This window comes from Streptomyces acidiscabies, from assembly GCF_020010905.1.
GTDB classification, from domain to species: Bacteria; Actinomycetota; Actinomycetes; order Streptomycetales; family Streptomycetaceae; genus Streptomyces; species Streptomyces acidiscabies.
Genome location: NZ_JAGJBY010000001.1, coordinates 2,414,760 through 2,432,627, shown reverse-complemented (window position 1 = coordinate 2,432,627; position 17,868 = coordinate 2,414,760). Strand labels below are relative to the sequence as shown.

Annotated in this window: 17 protein-coding genes; 12 read left to right on the top strand and 5 right to left on the bottom strand. The window is 71.1% G+C overall.

The annotated features are described in order from the left end of the window. Positions 1–13 precede the first annotated feature (13 nt). The gene (locus J8M50_RS11360; RefSeq protein WP_010354705.1) at positions 14–1,231 is read left to right on the top strand and encodes an alpha/beta hydrolase; all 1,218 of its coding nucleotides are present in this window, start codon (positions 14–16) and stop codon (positions 1,229–1,231) included. Positions 1,232–1,289: 58 nt separating this feature from the next. Beyond that, positions 1,290–2,144 carry a DUF4429 domain-containing protein gene (locus tag J8M50_RS11355; RefSeq protein WP_029183999.1) on the top strand — a complete coding sequence of 285 codons (855 nt, stop codon included), beginning with the start codon at positions 1,290–1,292 and terminating at the stop codon, positions 2,142–2,144. Between the two features lie 6 nt (positions 2,145–2,150). Here J8M50_RS11355 and J8M50_RS11350 read toward each other — a convergent pair whose 3' ends face one another. After that, entirely contained in the window at positions 2,151–2,594 is a 444-nt protein-coding gene (locus tag J8M50_RS11350; RefSeq protein WP_010354708.1) for a MerR family transcriptional regulator, read from the bottom strand. A 74-nt stretch (positions 2,595–2,668) separates the two neighbouring features. Here J8M50_RS11350 and J8M50_RS11345 point away from each other — a divergent pair, with 74 nt between their 5' ends. After that, positions 2,669–3,487, top strand: a complete 819-nt coding sequence (locus tag J8M50_RS11345; RefSeq protein ID WP_010354709.1) for a serine hydrolase domain-containing protein — start codon at positions 2,669–2,671, stop codon at positions 3,485–3,487. A 93-nt stretch (positions 3,488–3,580) separates the two neighbouring features. Continuing rightward, on the top strand, positions 3,581–5,272 hold the full coding sequence (locus J8M50_RS11340; protein WP_010354710.1) for a serine/threonine-protein kinase: 1,692 nt from the start codon (positions 3,581–3,583) through the stop codon (positions 5,270–5,272). On the opposite strand, the gene J8M50_RS11335 is transcribed toward J8M50_RS11340, so the two are convergent. Further along, positions 5,269–5,931 (bottom strand): pirin family protein, encoded by a 663-nt coding sequence (locus J8M50_RS11335; protein ID WP_010354711.1) that lies wholly within the window; start codon positions 5,929–5,931, stop codon positions 5,269–5,271. The two genes, J8M50_RS11340 and J8M50_RS11335, sit on opposite strands and share 4 nt — an antisense overlap. Before the next feature lie 416 nt (positions 5,932–6,347). On the opposite strand from J8M50_RS11335, the gene J8M50_RS11330 reads away from it, so the two are divergent. From J8M50_RS11330 to fabF, 5 genes are all read left to right on the top strand, one after another. Continuing rightward, positions 6,348–7,550, top strand: a complete 1,203-nt coding sequence (locus tag J8M50_RS11330) for a PucR family transcriptional regulator (protein ID WP_029184000.1) — start codon at positions 6,348–6,350, stop codon at positions 7,548–7,550. 89 nt (positions 7,551–7,639) lie between these two features. After that, entirely contained in the window at positions 7,640–8,554 is a 915-nt protein-coding gene (locus tag J8M50_RS11325) for an ACP S-malonyltransferase (protein WP_010354713.1), read from the top strand. Positions 8,555–8,566: 12 nt separating this feature from the next. Next, on the top strand, positions 8,567–9,568 hold the full coding sequence (locus J8M50_RS11320) for a ketoacyl-ACP synthase III (protein ID WP_010354714.1): 1,002 nt from the start codon (positions 8,567–8,569) through the stop codon (positions 9,566–9,568). 87 nt (positions 9,569–9,655) lie between these two features. Further along, positions 9,656–9,904, top strand: a complete 249-nt coding sequence (locus J8M50_RS11315; protein ID WP_010354715.1) for an acyl carrier protein — start codon at positions 9,656–9,658, stop codon at positions 9,902–9,904. A 93-nt stretch (positions 9,905–9,997) separates the two neighbouring features. After that, entirely contained in the window at positions 9,998–11,269 is a 1,272-nt protein-coding gene (gene fabF, locus J8M50_RS11310) for a beta-ketoacyl-ACP synthase II (RefSeq protein ID WP_010354716.1), read from the top strand. 105 nt (positions 11,270–11,374) lie between these two features. On the opposite strand, the gene J8M50_RS11305 is transcribed toward fabF, so the two are convergent. Then, complete coding sequence (locus tag J8M50_RS11305; RefSeq protein ID WP_010354717.1) at positions 11,375–11,869, bottom strand: DUF3145 domain-containing protein; 495 nt, start codon at positions 11,867–11,869, stop codon at positions 11,375–11,377. A 294-nt stretch (positions 11,870–12,163) separates the two neighbouring features. On the opposite strand from J8M50_RS11305, the gene J8M50_RS11300 reads away from it, so the two are divergent. The 3 genes from J8M50_RS11300 to J8M50_RS11290 all read left to right on the top strand — a co-directional run bounded on the left by J8M50_RS11300 (position 12,164) and on the right by J8M50_RS11290 (position 15,593). Beyond that, positions 12,164–13,060: an SGNH/GDSL hydrolase family protein gene (locus J8M50_RS11300; protein ID WP_050987259.1), complete on the top strand. Its 897-nt coding sequence runs from the start codon at positions 12,164–12,166 to the stop codon at positions 13,058–13,060. Positions 13,061–13,105: 45 nt separating this feature from the next. Continuing rightward, positions 13,106–14,080, top strand: a complete 975-nt coding sequence (locus J8M50_RS11295; protein WP_010354720.1) for an aldose epimerase family protein — start codon at positions 13,106–13,108, stop codon at positions 14,078–14,080. 277 nt (positions 14,081–14,357) lie between these two features. Further along, the gene (locus tag J8M50_RS11290) at positions 14,358–15,593 is read left to right on the top strand and encodes a pyroglutamyl-peptidase I (RefSeq protein WP_010354721.1); all 1,236 of its coding nucleotides are present in this window, start codon (positions 14,358–14,360) and stop codon (positions 15,591–15,593) included. 315 nt (positions 15,594–15,908) lie between these two features. Here the strand turns inward: J8M50_RS11290 and J8M50_RS11285 are convergent, their stop codons facing one another. Continuing rightward, the gene (locus J8M50_RS11285) at positions 15,909–17,069 is read right to left on the bottom strand and encodes a winged helix DNA-binding domain-containing protein (RefSeq protein ID WP_010354722.1); all 1,161 of its coding nucleotides are present in this window, start codon (positions 17,067–17,069) and stop codon (positions 15,909–15,911) included. Next, positions 17,066–17,860, bottom strand: coding sequence for an EI24 domain-containing protein (locus tag J8M50_RS11280; RefSeq protein WP_010354723.1), 795 nt, complete (start codon positions 17,858–17,860; stop codon positions 17,066–17,068). Before J8M50_RS11280 ends, J8M50_RS11285 begins: the two co-directional genes overlap by 4 nt. Between the last annotated feature and the right edge of the window lie 8 nt (positions 17,861–17,868).

Here is a 17,868-nt window from a genome sequence, read left to right as displayed (position 1 = left end):
GTGTGTCCTCCCAGTGACTTCCTTCGACTCCTCTCCCCAGATCGGCCTCTGGCGCGCACTGCTCGCGCTGGCCGTGGTCTTCGTGATGCTGTCGACGACCGGCTGGACGGCGCTTCGCCCCCAGCGTTCCGACAGCGCCCTCGAAGCCTCCCTCGCCTCCTGGCGGCACGGCTTCCTCGACGGCCACAGCCTGCCGGACCCCGCCCAGGCGCCCGCCCGACTGGCCCGCTTCTTCGCCGCGCTCAGCGCCCCGGAGCGCAACAGCCTCGCGCACACCTACCCGCTGGCCGTCGGCAACATGAACGGCGCCCCGGTGAAGCTGCGCTACCGCGCCAACCGCATCGCCCTCGGCGAGGCCGCCGTCGTCGAGCGCGTCCGCATGAGCGATCCCCGGCTCACCTCCGACGGCCAGCGCGACGCGGGCCGTCGTATGCGCCGCTTCGAGGCGATGGCCGAAGGCGGGCGGCAGATCCTCGCCTTCGACCCCGAGGGCAGCGGCCGGGCCGCCGAGGTGTTCGGCGACCTGACGAGCGCCGCGCGGGTCTCCGTCGTCGTCCCCGGCGTGGACACCGACCTGCTGACCTTCGAGCGGACGGTCAGCAAGTACCGGGCCCCCGTCGGCATGGCGCAGGCCCTGTACGCGGCGGAGCGCGCCGCCAGCCCCCGTACCGGCACGGCCGTCATCGCGTGGGCCGACTACACCGCCCCCGCCGGGCTCGGCATCGAGTCGGCGACCGCGCGGCGCGCCGAGGCCGGCGCCGTACGACTGAACGCGCTGCTGCGCGCGCTGCCCGGGACGGCGCCGGTGTCGCTGTTCTGCCACAGCTACGGCTCCGTCGTCTGCGGCGTCGCGGCGCACGAACTGCCCGCGCGGGTCGCCGACATAGCCGTCGCCGGGAGCCCCGGGATGCGCGTCGAGAAGGCGTCCCACCTGCACACCTCCGCGCACGTGTGGGCGATGCGGGACGCGGACGACTGGATCCAGGACGTGCCGTACCTGGAACTCGGCGGGCTCGGGCACGGCGAGGACCCCGTCTCGGAGGCGTTCGGGGCGCGGCGGCTGGCCGCCAAGGAGGCGCACGGGCACGCCGGGTACTTCGAACCCGGCACCGACTCGCTGCGCAACTTCGCCGAGATCGGGACTGGCGCGTACCGATCGGTGGTCTGCGCCGACGATGACGCGGCCTGCCGGGCGGATTTGTCCTCCACTACCACGGCCGGACGCGCGTAGAAACAGCAGGAACTGCGGTACGCGCAGGGAGGGGACGAAGATGCGGGTCCCGCATACGATGAGCCGCATGGGTGATGTACTGGCCGGTTCGCATGCCGCCTGGGAGTTCGGGTCCGACTCCGTGCTCATCCGCTACGAACGGGGGATGCGGGCGCCGAAGCTGTTCTCGGCGCTCGGCGAACGACGTGTCCCGCTCGCGGCGGTCGAGAGCGTGTCCCTGTCCCCGGGCAGGCGCGGGACGGTCGTCCTCAGGCTCGACCTGCGCGAGGGCGCCGATCCGCTGCTCGCGGCGGCCGAGGACCAGCTCAAGGAGGGCTCCGACCCCTACCGGCTCGTCCTGCCCGCCGAACGGGACGCCCTCGCGGAGTACTACGCCGAGGAGGTACGGGGGCTGCTGACGCACTCGGGCCCGGCGGAACGGTTCCTCGTGGACGCGCCCGAGGTGCCGCTCTCCTTCAAGGCGTACGACGCCAAGGCGTCCTTCGACGGCCGTACCGTCCGCTTCCGCTGGTTCTGGACCGGCGCGTCCTCCGCGAAGTGGAAGGCCGGCGACCAGTCCTTCGCCGTCTCCGACCTCACCGGCGTCGAGTGGCGCTCGCCGGAGGTCTTCGAGGGGCATCTACGGCTGCTGCGGGGCGAGACCTCGTCCGTGCAGCCCGACCAGGACCCGGCGGCGGTCGTCTTCGGGCTCGGGTACGGGCCGGTGCACGAGTCGCTGCCCTTCGCGGCGGCCGTCCTGGCGGCGGTACGGGGGCAGAAGGGGCCGTCGGCGGTCATCGCGGCGGCGCCCGCCCGGCGCGACCCTGCGGACGTCGCCGAGCGGATCCGGCACCTGGGGGAGCTGCATCAGGCGGGGCTCGTCACGGACGAGGAGTTCTCGGTGAAGAAGGCGGAACTGCTGGCGGAGCTGTAGGGGCTCTCAGGCCGAGTAGAACTGGATCTTCCGGTTCAGTACCGCCAGCGTGCCGTTCAGTTCCGCGATCCTCGCCTGGACGTCCCTGCGCGTCGACTCCAGCAGCTCCCGGCGCTCCCCGAACGTGCTCTCGCCCTCCCGCGCCAGCTCCGCGTACCGCACCATGTCCGCAACCGGCATCCCCGTCAGGCGCAGCTTGCCCACGAAGTCCAGCCAGGTCAGGTCGCGGTTGCAGTACCGGCGCTGGCCGGTGTGCGAGCGGTCGACGTGATCGAGCAGCCCGATCCGCTCGTACCAGCGCAGCGTGTGCGCGGTGAGCCCGGTGAGCGCGACGACCTCACTGATCGTGTAGCTGTCCTGGCCGTCGGGGCGGGGGTGGGGCGGCGGGGGCGCCGAGCAGACGTCGACGGGGGCTTCGAGGGTCAGGGGCGAGGTCTGCATCACCGTCATGTTCCCAAGCTATGACCTTGGAGTGGGCTCGAAGCAAGCGGAAAGGGTAAGAATGGCGAAGGTAGGCTCGCCGCATGTCCCTGAGCAGCCTCGCCCGGATCGAGACCTGGCCGGTCCCCACCGCCGCCGCGGCCGTGGTCCGTGCCGACGGTACGGTCCTCGGTACGCACGGTCCGACCGCCCACCGCTTCCACCTCGCCTCGGTCACGAAACCGCTCACGGCGTACGCGGCGCTGGTCGCGTACGAGGAGGGGGCGATCGAGCTCGACGAGCCGGCGGGGCCGCCCGGCGCGACCGTCCGTCATCTCCTCGCCCACACGTCCGGCCTGGCCTTCGACGAACACCGGGTCATGGCGCCGCCCGGCGACCGGCGCCTCTACTCCAACGCCGGTTTCGAGCAACTCGGCGACCACATCGCGAAGTCGACGGAGATCCCGTTCCCGGAGTACCTCCGCCAGGCGGTGCTGGAGCCGCTCGGCATGACGGACACGACGCTGGACGGCTCTCCCGCGAAGGACGGCACCTCCACGGTCGCCGACCTCGTCCGCTTCGCCGCGGAGGTCCAGTCCCCCCGACTCCTGGACGCCCGCACGGTGTTGGAGGCGATGACCGTCCAATACCCCGGCACGAAGGGCGTGTTGCCGGGCTACGGCCACCAGAACCCCAACGACTGGGGCCTCGGCTTCGAGATCCGCGCGACCAAGTCCCCGCACTGGACGGGGAGTTCGTCGTCGGTACGGACGTTCGGCCACTTCGGCCAGTCGGGCACGTTCCTGTGGATCGACCCCGACGCGGGGGTGGCCTGCGTGGCCCTCACGGACCGCCCCTTCGGCCCCTGGGCGGCCGAGGTGTGGCCGGCGTTCACGGACGGGGTGCTGGCGGAGGTGCGCTGACCGCGTCCGGAGCTACACGGAACGGGCCAGGAAACTCCACATCGCTCTCGGCTACCCTCTCCCGCACAGTGCTTTGGTGATCACGGGGGAACGATGAGCGGTGCTTTCGAGCCGTTGGAGGCCGGGGATCCGGTGGTGGTGGGGCCGTATCGGCTCACGGCGAAGCTCGGGGCCGGGGGGATGGGGGCGGTTTATCTGTCCCATACGGCTGGCGGGCATTCCGTCGCGATCAAGACCGTGCGGCCCGAGCTCGCCGAGAACGCCGAGTTCCGGCGGCGGTTCCGGCAGGAGGTGGAAGCCGCGCGGCGGGTGCAGGGGTTCTATACCGCGCCGGTTCTCGATCACGACGTGGACAGCGGGCAGCCCTGGCTGGCCACGGCGTACGTCGCGGGTCCCTCCCTCGCCGAAGCCGTCGGCAGGCACGGGCCCCTTCCGGTGCCCTCCGTTCTGCTGCTGCTCGCCGGGGTGGCGGAGGCGCTCTCCGCGATCCACGGTGCCGATGTCATCCACCGGGACCTCAAGCCGTCGAACGTGCTGCTCGCGGCGGACGGGCCTCGCGTCATCGACTTCGGGATCGCCCGGGCGTCCGATGCGACGTCCCTGACGGGGACCGGGGTCTCCCCGGGAACCCCGGCGTTCATGTCGCCGGAGCAGGCCGCGGGGAAGCGGGTGACACCGGCGTCGGACGTCTTCTCGCTGGGGCAGGTCGGGGTGTTCGCGGCGACGGGGAGAGGGGCGTACGGGGACGGTTCGGCGCACGCGTTGCTGTACCGGATCGTGCACGAGACGCCCGACCTCACCGGGCTGCCCGCTGAACTCGCCTTCATCGCACGGTGCTTGGCGAAGGACCCGGCGCAACGGCCCACGCCGGCCGAGGTGATCGCGCTGTGCCAGGGTGCGTCGGCGACGCCGCTGAGGCAGTCGGGGGACTGGCTGCCGGCGGCGGTCGGGGCGGACATTCCGCTCAGGACGCCGGGGAATGCGGGGCCTGTTGAGCCGCAGAGGGTCGCAACGCACGTTGAAACGCCGGGAGTCGCGGGGCAGCTCGGTACGCCGGGAGTCGCGGGGTCTCTCGGATCGCCGGGAATTGCAGGGCCTGTCGGGGCGCCGACGCCCCAACCTCCGACCCACCCCGCGTACAGCCCGCCCCAACACCCGTACACCCCCACCCACTTCGCACCGACCACGCCCCCGCACCCGGCACCGGCCTGGCACCCCCCGCACCCCCGGCCCCGCCGCACCAAGACCTTCCTGGCCCTCGGCGCAGTGCTCGTCCCCCTGGCCATCTGGGGCTCGAACCTCATGGCCGACGACGGGGACAACTCGGCCGGCAACACCCCGGACCCGAAGGTCTCGGCCAGCCCCAGAGCCTCCGCCGCGCCTCCAACTCCCCACACCTACAAGAACATCGACATCCCCATCGACTACTTCATCCGCTTCGGCGACACCCCGCCGAAGCCGATGAACAACGGCGGCTCCACCCGCAACACCGAGGAGTCCGACTTCTACTTCTTCCAGGGGAACGACGACGAACTCATCGGCAGCGTGGGCAGCAAGGTCGTCGTCCTGGACGCGCAGCAGCAGGGCACGCTCCAGACCTGCCGGACGGACACCCGCTTCACCCGCGAACTCGGCCTCTCCCAAGTCCCCACGGGCACAAGGCTGTGCGTGCACTCCTCGGCCGGGAACATCGCGCTGATCACGTACCGGGGAAACTCCCCGGCGTCGGACCCGAGCAGGTACATCACGGTCGACGTCACGGTGTGGCGGAACGCGGAGGGCTAGGCCGCGTCCATCTCCCACATCAGCACCTCGGCGCCGCCGCCCACCGCGACCAGCTCCAACTCCCCCTCGGCGGACAGCCGCAGAGCGTCGCCGGCTGTCAACTCCGTCTCCGCGAGGCGGACTTCGCCGCGTACGACATGGACGTACCCAAGTCCCGTGTGGGGGACGGCGATCCGTTCACCGGCGGTGGACAGGCGGCGTACGTGCAGCATCGCCGCCGCGCGGGGAACGGCGTACGGCGTCGAGTCGGCGATGCCCCGGACGATCTCGTACGAGGGGTCGCCGCCGGGGTCGAGGGGGGCCAGCCACATCTGGAGGAAGACCAACGGCACGTCCCCGGCGTTGCGTTCGACGTGGCGGACGCCGGCCGCCGAGGAGAGGCACTGGACGTCGCCGGGCCGGACGACCGTCTCGTGGCCGGCGGAGTCGCGGTGGGTGAGTTCGCCGGAGACGACCCAGGTGACGATCTCGGTGTGGGAGTGGGGGTGTTCGTCGAAGCCGGCGCCGGGGGCGAGCCGTTCCTCGTTGCAGGCGATGAGGGCGCCGAAGCGGAGGTTGTCGGGGTCGTAGTGGGGGCCGAAGGAAAAAGAGTGCAAAGTCTCGATGCCCTGCCCGGCATCCCCGCCCCGATAGCGCGCGTCCCCGCGCCGCACGTCCATCACCGCACCAAGGTATCCGCCACGGGGCCCGCCGCGCGCCCGCGCACTCCGGCCGACACGGACCCAGCCGTACGGATCAGGCGCCGCAGCCTCACACCGCCGCGCCCCCACGCCCCGGCCCTCGCCCCGCCCCAACCCCCACGCCCCGCCTCGCACCGCCCCGACGCCCACGCCCCGTCCAGCCCGGCACCTCGGTCTCGCGCCCCCATCCCCACACCCCGCCCCGCCCCACCCCACCCGACAGCACACCCCCTCTCACGCCCCGTCCGACCAGGCACCCCAGCCCCGCACCACCCCTAGCCCCGCACCACCCCCATCCCTGCGCCCCCTCCGGCCCGGCACCCCCACCACCCGCATCCGGACAGACCCCCCGCCCCCCGCCGCACCACCCCGCCCGGATGAGGCACCCTTGGATCGTGCCCGAACCCAGATCCACCCCCCCGCCCCCCGCCGCCCCGGCCCACCCGCACCTCGCCACGTTGAAGCGGCTGGAGAGGTCGTCCGGATCGCTGGCCGTGCAGGCCATCGCGCGGATGGACGAGAGCCTGTCGTGGTACCGGGCGATGCCCCCGGAGAACCGTTCCTGGATCGGCCTGGTCGCGCAGGCGGGCATCGCGGCGTTCACCGAGTGGTTCCGGCAGCCGGACGCCCCGCAGGCGATCTCGACGGACGTCTTCGGGACCGCGCCGAGGGAGCTGACGCGGGCGATCACGCTGCGGCAGACCGTCGAGATGGTCCGCACGACGATCGAGGTCATGGAGTCGGCGATCGACGAGGTGGCCGCGCCGGGCGACGAGGCGGTGCTCAGGGAGGCGCTGCTGGTGTACGCCCGGGAGATCGCGTTCGCGACCGCGCAGGTGTACGCGCAGGCCGCCGAGGCACGGGGTGCCTGGGACGCGCGCCTGGAGTCGCTCGTGGTGAACGCGGTGCTGAGCGGCGAGGCCGACGAGGGGGCGGTGAGCAGGGCCGCCGCGCTGGGCTGGAACTCCCCGGAGCACGTGTGCGTCGTTCTGGGCAAGGCCCCGGACGGTGACTCCGAGCTGACCGTGGAGGCGATCCGCCGCGCTTCCCGGCACTCCAAACTCCAGGTCTTGACCGGCGTGTTGGGCACCCGGCTCGTCGTCATCGCGGGCGGCAGCGACAACCCGCTCGCGGTCGCCAAGTCGCTGATCGGCCCGTTCGCCGCGGGCCCGGTGGTCGCAGGGCCCGTCGTACCGGACCTCCAGACGGCGACCCGCTCCGCGCAGGCGGCGGCGGCCGGGCTCAAGGCGTGTCTGGCCTGGCAGGACGCTCCCCGGCCGGTGCTGGCGGACGATTTGCTTCCGGAACGCGCGATGGCGGGCGATCCCACCGCGCGCGGTCAGTTGGTGGAGGAGATCTACAGACCGCTCGAAGAGGCCGGTTCCGCACTCCTGGAGACACTCTCCGTATATCTCGAACAGGCCAGCAGTCTCGAAGGCGCCGCCCGGATGCTCTTCGTCCATCCGAACACCGTGCGCTACCGGCTGCGACGTGTGACTGACGTCACCGGATGGTCACCCTCCGATGTACGCTCGGCCTTTACTCTGCGGATCGCGCTGATCCTGGGGCGCCTGGCCGACGGAGATCCCCAGACCTAGGCTTTTGTCGGGGCTCCACAAAACCCCCTGCTGTTCTTCGTCCCTGTCACCACGGGCGGCCGTGCCCGTCCCCAAGAGAGAGTGTGAGAGTGCTCGTACTCGTCGCTCCCGGCCAGGGCGCCCAGACGCCCGGCTTCCTGACCCCCTGGCTCGAACTCCCCGGTGTCTCCGACCAGCTCTCCGCCTGGTCCGAGGTCATCGGGCTCGACCTGGTGCACTACGGCACGAACGCCGACGCGGACGAGATCCGTGACACCGCCGTCGCCCAGCCGCTGCTGGTCGCGGCCGGGATCGTCTCCGGCGCGGCACTCGGTGCCATCACGCCGGGCGCGGTCGCCGGGCACAGCGTCGGTGAGCTGACCGCCGCCACGTGGGCGGGTGTCCTGACCCCCGAGGACGCGCTGTCCCTCGTCCGTAAGCGCGGTCTGGCGATGGCCGAGGCCGCCGCCGTCACCGAGACCGGCATGGCGGCGCTGCTCGGCGGCGAGCCCGAGATCACCCTCCCGCACCTGGAGAAGCTGGGACTGACCCCGGCGAACATCAACGGCGCGGGCCAGATCGTGGCGGCCGGTACGGCCGAGCAGATCGCGGCGCTGATCGCGGACAAGCCGGAGGGCGTACGGAAGGTCGTGGCGCTGAAGGTGGCGGGCGCGTTCCACACCCACCACATGAGCCCGGCCGTCGAGAAGCTCGCCGAGGCGGCACAGGCCCTCACCCCGGCCGACCCCACGGTCGCGTACGTCTCCAACAAGGACGGCAAGGCGGTCGCGACCGGCGCCGAGGTGCTGGAACGCCTCGTCGGCCAGGTCGCGAACCCGGTCCGCTGGGACCTGTGCATGGAGACGTTCAAGGAGCTGGGCGCCACCGCGATCATCGAGGCCGCCCCCGGCGGCACTCTGACCGGCCTCGCCAAGCGTGCCCTGCCCGACGTCCCGAGACTGGCCCTGAAGACCCCCGACGACCTCGACGCGGCCCGCGAGCTGATCGCGGAACACGGCGCCTGAGAGGAGATCCCGATGGCGAAGATCAAGCCCGGAAAGGGTCATCCGTACGCGCGCATCCTCGGTGTGGGCGGCTACCGCCCGACCCGTGTCGTACCGAACGAGGTCATCCTGGAGACGATCGACTCGTCCGACGAATGGATCCGGTCGCGTTCCGGCATCGAGACGCGGCACTGGGCGAACGACGAGGAGACCGTCGCCGCCATGTCGGTGGAGGCGTCCGGCAAGGCGATCGCGGACGCGGGCATCACCGCCGGGCAGATCGGCGCGGTGGTCGTCTCGACCGTCTCGCACTTCAAGCAGACCCCGGCCGTCGCGACGGAGATCGCCGACAAGCTGGGGACGAACAAGGCCGCCGCGTTCGACATCTCGGCGGGCTGCGCGGGCTTCGGCTACGGCCTCACCCTCGCCAAGGGCATGATCGTCGACGGCAGCGCCGAGTACGTGCTGGTCATCGGCGTGGAGCGGCTCTCCGACCTGACCGACCTGGAGGACCGGGCGACCGCCTTCCTGTTCGGTGACGGCGCCGGAGCCGTCGTCGTCGGCCCCTCGAAGGAGCCGGCGATCGGCCCGACGGTGTGGGGCTCGGAGGGCGACAAGTCCGAGACGATCCGGCAGACGGTGCCGTGGACGGACTACCGCGACGGCGTCGTCGACAAGTTCCCCGCCATCACGCAGGAGGGTCAGGCGGTCTTCCGCTGGGCCGTCTTCGAGATGGCCAAGGTCGCCCAGCAGGCGCTGGACGCGGCCGGCATCACCGCGAGCGAGCTCGACGTCTTCATTCCCCACCAGGCCAACGAGCGGATCATCGACTCGATGGTGAAGACGCTGAAGCTGCCGGAGCACGTCACGGTCGCGCGTGACGTACGCACCACCGGCAACACCTCGGCCGCCTCGATCCCGCTCGCTATGGAGCGGCTTCTGGCGACCGGGGAGGCGAAGAGCGGCGACACGGCGCTCGTCATCGGTTTCGGGGCGGGTCTCGTGTACGCGGCGACGGTCGTTACCCTCCCCTAGGCACCCGTTGCCGGATCACGCAATCCCGCACCCGGCGCGGTCAGCAGCACAGCCAACCCTCTGGAAAGAAAAAGAAGGAGCGCCACCATGGCCGCCACTCAGGAAGAGATCGTCGAAGGTCTCGCGGAGATCGTGAACGAGATCGCCGGCATCCCGGTTGAGGACGTCCAGCTGGACAAGTCCTTCACCGACGACCTGGACGTCGACTCGCTGTCCATGGTCGAGGTCGTCGTCGCCGCCGAAGAGCGCTTCGACGTCAAGATCCCGGACGAGGACGTCAAGAACCTCAAGACCGTCGGCGACGCGACCGACTACATCCTCAAGAACCAGGGCTGACCCTCCCTGGGCTCTGAGCCTGTGGGGTGATTGCCCCGCCACCCGGCGGTGGCGCCGTTTCATCCTCGAAATTCCGTAGGAGAGAGAATTCCCGTGAACTCGACCAATCGCACCGTGGTCGTCACCGGTATCGGCGCAACCACACCGCTGGGTGGCGACGCAGCCTCGACCTGGGAAGGTCTGATCGCCGGCAGGTCCGGCGCCAAGGCGCTGACCCAGGACTGGGCGGCCGACCAGGCCGTCAGGATCGCGGCCCCCGTCGCGGTGGACCCCTCCGAGGTGCTCCCCCGCCCGCAGGCCCGCAAACTCGACCGCTCGGCGCAGTTCGCGCTGATCGCCGCGCAGGAGGCGTGGGCCGACGCCGGCTTCACCGCCCGCGCCGGTGAGGACACCTCCGTCAACCCCGACCGGCTGGGCGCGGTCATCGCCTCCGGCATCGGCGGGGTGACGACGCTGCTCGACCAGCACGACGTGCTGAAGGAGAAGGGCGTACGCCGGGTCTCCCCGCACACCGTCCCCATGCTCATGCCGAACGGCCCCGCGGCCAACGTCGGCCTGTACGTCGGTGCCCGCGCCGGTGTCCACACGCCGGTCTCCGCCTGCGCCTCGGGCGCGGAGGCGATCGGCTACGCGATCGAGATGATCCGCACCGGCCGTGCGGACGTCGTCGTCGCCGGTGGCACGGAGGCGGCCATCCACCCGCTGCCGATCGCCGCGTTCGGCAACATGATGGCGATGTCCAAGAACAACGACGACCCGCAGGGCGCGTCCCGTCCGTACGACAAGGCGCGCGACGGGTTCGTCCTCGGCGAGGGCGCGGGCGTGATCGTCCTGGAGGCCGCCGAGCACGCGGCGGAGCGCGGCGCGCGGGTCTACGCCGAGGCCGTCGGGCAGGGCATCTCCGCCGACGCGCACGACATCGTGCAGCCGGAGCCGGAGGGGCGCGGCATCGCCGCCGCGCTCAACCACCTGATGGCCTCCACCGACCTCGACCCGGCCGAGATCGTGCACGTGAACGCTCACGCGACCTCCACTCCGGCCGGTGACATCGCCGAACTCAAGGCGCTGCGCAAGGTGTTCGGGGACCACGCGGACCACTTCGCGGTGTCCGCGACCAAGTCGATGACCGGTCACCTGCTGGGTGGCGCCGGTGGGATCGAGTCGGTCGCGACCGTCCTCGCGCTGTACAACCGGATCGCGCCGCCGACCATCAACGTCGAGAACCTCGACCCGGAGGCGGAGGCCAACGCGGACGTCGTCCTCGGCGAGGCCCGCAAGTTGCCCGTCGAGGGCCGTATCGCCGCGCTCAACGATTCGTTCGGGTTCGGTGGGCACAACGTGGTACTGGCGTTCCGGACGGTCTGAGAAAGCTCCGTACGACGCTTCCGTACGACGCTGAAGGGGCCCAACCTCACTGAGGTCGGGCCCCTTTGGCGTGTCCGGGGGTTGGTGGGTCTTGCGGTGTGATGATCAGACCACCTGGTGCAGCCACCGCACCGGCGCGCCCTCACCGGCGTACCGGAACGGCTCCAGCTCGTCGTCCCACGGCTTGCCGAGCAGCTTCGTGATCTCGGCCTCGATGTCGGTCTCCCCGCGCTGGGACCTCAACAGGGCGGCTCTGAGCCGGTCCTCGGGGATCAGGATGTCGCCGTGGATGCCGGTGACCGCGTGGAAGATGCCCAGGTCCGGCGTGCAGCTGTAGCGCTCGCCCTCGGCGCTCGCGCACGGTTCGGCCGTGACCTCGAAGCGCAGCATCTGCCAGCCCCGCAGCGCGGACGCGAGCTTGGACGCCGTACCGGCCTGGCCCTTGAAGGAGAACTCGGAGCGCCAGGTTCCGGGCGCGGCGGGCTGGCGGATCCAGTCGAGGTTGACGCGCGTGCCGAGCACCCCGGCGATGGCCCACTCGACGTGCGGGCACAGCGCGCGCGGCGCGGAGTGCACGTACAGAACTCCACGTGTCGTCACCGGGACCTCCGGGCAGAGCGGGACATCTTGCAGGGCTGGTTGAGCGGCGGCGTCAGGGCAGCCACGTTGATGGCGAGGCTACCGTGCGACGGGGTGAGGAGTGTGACGTACCGTCGGTCCAGGTGCCCCGAAAGGCCCGCCATTCACTCGGCAGGACGCCTGTGCGGGTGGGGAACGTTCCGTGGATCACGTCAGAAGTCGGCAAGGAAATGTCCTGAAGACAGTCCGGGAACTCGGGTGCGTTGTACTGGGTACGGGGGTCAGGGACCGGACGGCCGAAGGGACCAGTCGATCATGGGGACGACGCGAGGGCGGGGCGTGTTCGCCGGGGTGATGGCGGGGGTGTCGCTGACGGTGGCGGGATGTACGGGCGGGGTCGTGGGCGGGGGCGCTTCGGGCTCCGCGACTCCTTCGGGGACCCGCGCGGGGGCGAAGCCGCCTCCGGTGTGGAACACGCGGCCGGGGTCGCTGGCGGCCGTCGGGGACTCCATCACGCGCGGGTTCGACGCGTGCGGGATCCTCCAGGACTGTCCGCAGGTGTCGTGGGCGACGGGCGACAGCGAGGACGTCGACTCGCTCGCCGTACGCCTGCTGGGGCCCGCGAAGGCGACGACGCACAGCTGGAACTACGCCAAGACCGGTGCCCTGATGGCCGATCTGCCGGGCCAGATGGCGCAGGCGGGGACGCGGAAGCCGGCGCTGGTGACGGTCATGGCGGGGGCGAACGACGCGTGCCGGGACACGGTCGAGGCGATGACGCCGGTCGCGGCGTTCCGTACGTCGTTCGAGCAGTCGATGGCCGCGCTGCGGTCGGTGTCGCCGACGTCCCAGGTGTACGTGTCGAGCGTGCCCGATCTGAAGCGGCTGTGGTCCGAGGGGCTGACCAAGCCGCTCGGCAAGGTCGTCTGGAAGCTGGGGATCTGTCCGTCGATGCTGGCCGACGCGACCTCGAAGGACCAGGCGGCGGTCACGCGGCGGGACTCCGTGCAGGAGCGGGTGCGGGAGTACAACTCCGTGCTGAAGGAGGTGTGCGCGAAGGATCAGCGGTGCCGGTTCGACGGTGGGGCGGTGTACGACTTCCGGTTCGGGACGGAGCAGTTGAGCCGGTGGGACTGGTTCCATCCGAGCAAGGACGGGCAGGCTCGGCTGGCGGAGATCGCGTACGGCAAGGTGACGGCGCCGGAGGCGTGAAAGGGACGTGTTCCGGGGGCTGGGCCGTGACTTAGGGTTTCGCTCATGAGCGAACACTTCGGCACACTTTCCGACGGCACCCCGGTGCACCGCTGGACCCTGGAGCGGGCCGGGACGCGGGTGCGGATCCTGTCGTACGGCGGGATCGTGCAGTCCGTCGAGGTCCCCGACCGGGACGGGCGTACGGGCGATGTGGTGCTGGGGTTCGCCGATCTCGCGGGGTACCTCGGCCATCCGGAGCCGTTCCTGGGCGCGTTGATCGGGCGGTACGCGAACCGGATCGCGGGGGCGCGGTTCGCGTTGGACGGGCGGGAGTACACGCTGGCGGCCAACAACGCGCCGAACTCGCTGCACGGGGGGCCGGTGGGGTTCGACAAGGTCGTGTGGGACGCCGAGGAGGTCGGTCCGTACGGTGTGCGCCTCAGCCGCGTCTCCCCCGACGGCGAGGAGGGGTTCCCGGGGCGGCTGGACGTCTCGGTGACGTACGCGCTCGACGCGTCCGGCGGACTGCGGATCTCGTACGAGGCGACGACCGACGCGCCGACCGTCGTGAACCTCACGAACCACAGCTACTTCAACCTCGCGGGGTCCGGCGTCGCGACCGGCCACGAACTCCGCGTCGCCGCCTCGCGGTACACGCCGGTCGACGCGACGCTGATCCCCACGGGCGAGCCGGCCGACGTCTCCGGCACGCGCTTCGACTTCCGTACGTCCCGCAAGGCGGGCGACGGGTACGACCACAACTTCGTGCTGGACAAGGGGGTGACGGCGGAGGCGGAGGAGATCGCCGAGCTGCACGATCCGGCGTCGGGGCGGACCCTCACGGTCGCGACCACGGAACCCGGTATCCAGGTCTACACGGCCGACCATCTCTCGGCGCCGTTCGCGCCCTGCGAGGGCATCGCGCTGGAGACCCAGCACTTCCCTGACTCGCCGAACCGGCCGGAGTTTCCGGGGACTGTGCTGCGGCCGGGTGAGGTGTACCGGTCGGAGACGGTGTACGGGTTCTCGGCACGGTAGTTGAGCGGGGTGGTCGGGCGGGGTTTCATGCGGGGTGTACCCCGGTCCAGGGGTCAGGGTCCCGGACCGGGGTAGCTCCCGAGGGGAACCCCGCATCGCAGGCTATCCGCGTGCGGCGATTCCACCGTCCTCGGACGATCTACCCGCGTTAATTCCGAACGAACCCTTCACAACTCCCGCTCCATGGGGGCTTCTTGTGGACCACTCCCGTCACGGGATAATTCTGGGGCCCCGGCCGTCTCGGCCTCGGCACCTCGGAAGGAACGGAAACCCCCACATGCCCTCCTCCCTTCGCGTCCACTTCGGCGCCCTCGGTCTGGCCCTCCTCGCGGGCCTCGCCTCCCCCGTCGCCGCGAGCGCGGCACCTGCGCTCGCACCGACCGTCGAGGAGCAGCGCCTCGACCGTGCCGTGCCTCAGGAGATCCTCGCCCGGTCCGGATTCGCCTCCGTGGCACCGGAGTTCGCGCGGGCGCTCGGCGGGGCGCGCAGCTATGCGCAGGCCCGTGCGGTCGTCGTGCGGGAAGGGTCGGCGCTGTGGCGGCGGGCGGTGGACCGTGCGCAGGGGCGGGGGCCGGTGGTTGGTGATCTGAGCCGGGGTGACGATCGGCCGCTGTACTGGGCGCGGTTGGGGATGACGCGTGAAGTGCGGGGCTGGGAGCCGTCGTTCGGGCTGAGCCCGGCGCAACGTGCCGCGCTGCTGGACGAGTTGGAGCGTACGTCCCGTGGGCAGACGGACATCGCCTATCCCGCCCGCGACAAGGGCCTCAAGCGTGTCCTCGTCACCGGGTTCGACCCCTTCACCCTCGACGCTGACATCCGTATCTCCAACCCGTCCGGCGCTACGGCGCTCGCGCTGGACGGCACGGTGATCGAGACCGCGCACGGTCCGGCCCGCATCGAGACGGCCGTCTTCCCTGTTCGCTGGCAGGACTTCACGGACGGCACGGTCGAGCGTGTGTTGAGGCCGCAGCTCCCCCAGGTCGACCTCTTCACCACCGTCAGTCAGGGCCGCGTGGGCCGCTTCGACATCGAGCGCACCAACGGCGCGTGGCGCGGCGGCTTCGGCGACAACGAGAACATCGGCCGCACGGAGACGATCCCGGTCACGGACCCGGCGACGCAGCCGCAGTGGACGACGACAACGCTCCCGTACGCGGCGATAGTCGCGGCCCACACGGGCCCGTTCCCGGTGTACGACAACACGACGGTCACGGAGATCCCGGCGGGCGCCACAACACCGGTGGACCGCCCGGACGGCCCGACCCCGGGTTCAACTGCGCGCGAAGGGGGCGGCGGTGACTACTTGTCCAACGAAATCGCGTACAGGGCAACCCTGTTGAGGGACCGCCTGGGCCTGCACAACTCCCTGCCGGGAGGCCATGTGCACACGCCGGTACTGCAGTTCGGGGCGAGCAACACGACAGAGGTAACAGACCCGGAGTTCGTGAGGAACAGGGAGGAGATCGTGAGCCAGGTGAGGGAGATAGTGCGAACGGCGGCGTCGGGGAGCTGACGACACGGCGGGTGGGCGGGGGTCTTCAGGGGCGCGGAACTGTCTGCACCGGCGGGTCGGCGCGGCTCTTTCAGAGGCGCGTAACTATTGCAGCGGCGGTCAACGCGGCTCTTTCAGGAGCGCGGAACTGTTTGCACCGGCGGCTCGGCGCAGCTCTTTCAGGGGCGCGGAACTTACAACGGCGGACCGGCGTGGTTCTTTTAGCGGCGCGGGACTGCTGGCAACGGCGGGTCGCAAGTCTTTTAGGGGCGCGGGGAACTGCGCGACAAGCCACAACGGCGCCGCACCCGCCAACGCACCCCATCGCGGCACCCCCTATTGCGCACCCCCCACCACCCGCACCTCCTCCGCCTCCGGCAACTTCCCCCACCACCTCCCGTACCTCTTGTACGGATCACCACCTCTCCCCTCCAACACCCCCCACAACTCCCCCGCCTCAGCCGCAACCCCCTCCCACGCCTCCCCCGAGATCCGCCGAAACGCACTCACCTCGATCCCCCCGTCGACCACCCGCCACACCCCCGCAACCCGCCCATCCACCAACACCGTAGGCAGCACATCCCCGTTCACCCGGATCACCACCCGCCGATACTCCTCCGGCAACACCCTCCCCCGCTCCGCATGCGCCAACAACACGCTGTCCCACATGGGCAGAAGCCGAGGCGGCGCAACAACGTCCGCATCGGGCCGCACCCCACCGGGAACGTCGTAATAGACCACACCCCCAGGCCCACTCAACCGCTCGACCTCATCCCCGAGTTCCCGCAACGCCTCCTTCACCGGCCCCGTGTACAGCAACCCGAACCGCGCAACATCCGCAGCGGTCGCCGGCCCGAACGCGGCAAGGTACCGAAGGATCAACTCCCGCAACCCCACAGGATCCGGCACCCGGTCAACGTACGGAAACCCTCCCCCGACCGGCGCCGAGACGTACGAGTTACGCGGCCCGCCGAACAACCAGGGCCCACCCGTGGGGACATGGAGCAGCGGCGCATACGCCCGCAACCCCCACCACGCCCCCGCCGCCTTCTCCGCCCCGAGCCGCTCCCGCAACCACCCCTCGACCTCGGTCGACACACGGGGCCGGGACGCGAACTCCAGCAGCTCCGGCACGACCCGGTTCGCGTCGGCGGGAGTGAGCCCCGCTTCGGCGAAGGCGTACCCGAGGCGCGCGGCGTACAGCGTCTGCTGCATGGCACCGCGCAGGACAAGGTGATCGTCGGCGTGAACGGCATGCAGCGTGATCCGCATCAACGTCGCCTTGACGACGCTCTGTTCGGCGAACGCCGTGTCCAGCTCGGCGGGGTCGAACCCGGCGACCCGGTTCCACAGGGCGAGATAGGGCGACGCGGCCTGCTGAGCCTGGAGCGCGAGGACGCGCCGTACCGCCTCGGGAACCGTCAACGGCTCGCGGCGCAGAAGGAGTTGCCGCGCGAGGGTGGCACGGCCGAGCGCGCGGGGGCTGAGATCGGTCAAGCGGCGTTCACCTCCGCGTCGTCGTCCTGGTGGTCCTCTGCGCGGTTCTCCTCGTCGAGCAGGTGCCGGGACATGAGGGTCGCCCCGGCGACCGCGCCCGGCATGAGGAAGACGGCGACGACGGGGACGAGGAAGGCGATGCCCAGGGGCGTACCGAACCCCCAGACGAGCAGCTTGCGGGAGCGCAGCATGCCGAGGCGGGTGCGCAGGTCGATGCCCCGGCGCTGGAGGGCGACGGCGGTGAGTTCTTCCGTGAGGAAGAAGCCGGTGACGAAGAAGCCGATCACGGGGACGACGGTCTGGCCGACGACGGGGAGGAAGCCGAGGCCGAAGAGGAGGACGCTCCACAGGCCCGCGCGCAGGAGGACGCGGAGGCTGTCGCGGGCGGAGATCAGGAGGTCGCGCCAGAGGGGGAGGCCGGACTCGGGGGCGGTGCCGTCGGCGGAGACGTCCCGGTCGACGCTCTCGGAGAGGCTCTCGTAGAACGGCTGGCCGATCAGCAGCGTGACGGCCGTGAACGTGAGGACCGCGAGGAGCAGCGCGAGGGCGAACAGGACGACCGTGAGGAAGCCGCGGAAGAGGCCCTGCCAGGGGCTGGACCAGTCGTCGGCGAAGGGCGTCGCCCAGGAGACGAGGTCGCCGCCCCACATGATCAGGGAGGCGAGGGCCGCGACGTACAGCACGAGCGTGATCAGGCCGGGGATCAGGCCGAAGCCGTACTGCCTCCCGTGCCCGGCCACCCACCGCTGGCCCTGCACCAGATACCCGAAACCCGCCCCAAGATCGCGCATGGGAAAAC

Coding starts and splice junctions, on each gene's coding strand:
- J8M50_RS11295 (WP_010354720.1), top strand. CDS start 13,106: ATGAGCGAACACTTCGGCACACTTTCCGACGGCACCCCGGTGCACCGC.
- J8M50_RS11340 (WP_010354710.1), top strand. CDS start 3,581: ATGAGCGGTGCTTTCGAGCCGTTGGAGGCCGGGGATCCGGTGGTGGTG.
- J8M50_RS11355 (WP_029183999.1), top strand. CDS start 1,290: ATGAGCCGCATGGGTGATGTACTGGCCGGTTCGCATGCCGCCTGGGAG.
- J8M50_RS11290 (WP_010354721.1), top strand. CDS start 14,358: ATGCCCTCCTCCCTTCGCGTCCACTTCGGCGCCCTCGGTCTGGCCCTC.
- J8M50_RS11300 (WP_050987259.1), top strand. CDS start 12,164: ATGGGGACGACGCGAGGGCGGGGCGTGTTCGCCGGGGTGATGGCGGGG.
- J8M50_RS11345 (WP_010354709.1), top strand. CDS start 2,669: ATGTCCCTGAGCAGCCTCGCCCGGATCGAGACCTGGCCGGTCCCCACC.
- J8M50_RS11280 (WP_010354723.1), bottom strand. CDS start 17,860: ATGCGCGATCTTGGGGCGGGTTTCGGGTATCTGGTGCAGGGCCAGCGG.
- J8M50_RS11320 (WP_010354714.1), top strand. CDS start 8,567: ATGGCGAAGATCAAGCCCGGAAAGGGTCATCCGTACGCGCGCATCCTC.
- J8M50_RS11335 (WP_010354711.1), bottom strand. CDS start 5,931: ATGGACGTGCGGCGCGGGGACGCGCGCTATCGGGGCGGGGATGCCGGG.
- J8M50_RS11315 (WP_010354715.1), top strand. CDS start 9,656: ATGGCCGCCACTCAGGAAGAGATCGTCGAAGGTCTCGCGGAGATCGTG.
- J8M50_RS11350 (WP_010354708.1), bottom strand. CDS start 2,594: ATGACGGTGATGCAGACCTCGCCCCTGACCCTCGAAGCCCCCGTCGAC.